The following is a 1,529-nucleotide window of genomic DNA, read 5'->3' on the forward strand; positions in this document are numbered from 1 at the left end:
GGTCAATGGCGTAAACCCAATTCAAGGTTCACGCCTTATTTTCTTATTGGTCGCAAGAGAGGAAGCTGCAGCTTTCGCAAGCGCAAAAAAGCCCCTGTCAGGAAAAGAATCGTAAATTTTTAATATGTATTCAGAGCCTTATCGGGATTAGAATCAGATACAGAGGAGCTGCCTCTATACTACGGCTGGAATCAATGGTTGGAAGTCATGATTCCAGCTTTTGTTATTTTCAGAGGTGGATTTCGTCTTCCATCAAGACGGTGCCTGGTATTGTTGATCTTCCCTTTGAATTTGTCCCAGCGTTTCAGATGCCGGTCCCCGCGAACCATTACTTTAAACCTGCTGCACTCTTTTATACATGAACAGGCATATTTCAGCGAAAACTTCTTCTTGAAGAATGCCCGCACAAATGACGATGAATGGCACTTTTCAATGATGTTTTTATTGTTGATGAGATGCTCTTTGTCTTTCTGGATTTTTTCAGAAGCAGCGTTATAAAGCAGACTTTTCAGATTGCTGAAAATAAATCGGGACATTATCTCGTTATAGATCACATTTGCACGGGCGCTGTTGAACTCTTCAATGTCGATCAGATTCTTTAAAATATCATATCCTGTCTCAATGTCCCATCGGTCATTGTGATACAGATTAACGATTTCATCATGAGAGAATTCCTCCTGAGGCAGATTGGTAAAGTATTCCGTATCTGCGGATTTCGGCACCCGGATCTTGTTTCCACTGCTGGTGGTATGCTCTTCTTCGTATTCATAATGATTTCTGAGCAGTCTGATACGCATCTCCGGATGTTCAGAGATAAAGGTCTGTATTGCCGGCCGTATGATCCGCTTCTGCCATATTCTGTCAATCAGAATTGTCAGCCATGTATCTTTGCATTCTGCCGGGATCTCAGCTCTCTGCTTTCTGAAGAAATTGCTTTTTGCCCGAACGAGGTATTTCCAGCCTTTCATCTCACAGTATTTGAAAAGTTCAGCACTGCCATAGTAACGATCAGCCAGGAGAATGACCTTATCATTCTTCAGAACCGATTCCAACGCTTCAAGATGCTGAAAAAGAAGCGGAATTTCTGAAGTATCACAATGCGCCACTCTGAAATCAAGGATGATATGGTTAAGAACATCATATGCGATAGAAACCTTTGCCTGCGGTATCCCATAATGAGCTTCTCCATTTTTATATCCGCACTTCCGTCTTCCGAAGGTTTCTCCCAGGGATGAATCATCAGGCAGATTTATAAACGTTCCATCTATGGCGATCAGAAGATATCCTTTGTAATTTCTCTTTTCCATTGTCAGGTAAATCCGATCCAGAAATAATTCCTGGATCTTCTGCCAGACGCCATGATTGAGAATTGACATCCGTTTCAGAACAGCCTGCTTGGACGGCCTGTCGTTAATACGCAGATCGCTGTAGAAACAGTTAATATCTTCGCTCAGAGTCCTGCCATGACGAAAAATGAGATAGTTGAGCAGGTAACGCAAAGGCATCTTGCCATCTTCTCTGGTAAAAGA

1 protein-coding gene is annotated in these 1,529 nt (G+C 42.4%); it reads right to left on the reverse strand.

The window, feature by feature from the left end; all coding sequences use genetic code 11:
• Nucleotides 1-191 precede the first annotated feature (191 nt).
• The coding region (locus tag FYJ51_RS13370; protein ID WP_154506018.1) for an IS4 family transposase at nucleotides 192-1,529 on the reverse strand (1,338 nt) is incomplete at its 5' end.

The sequence above is a fragment of the Stecheria intestinalis genome, from assembly GCF_009696165.1.
GTDB lineage: Bacteria > Bacillota_I > Bacilli_A > Erysipelotrichales > Erysipelotrichaceae > Bulleidia > Bulleidia intestinalis.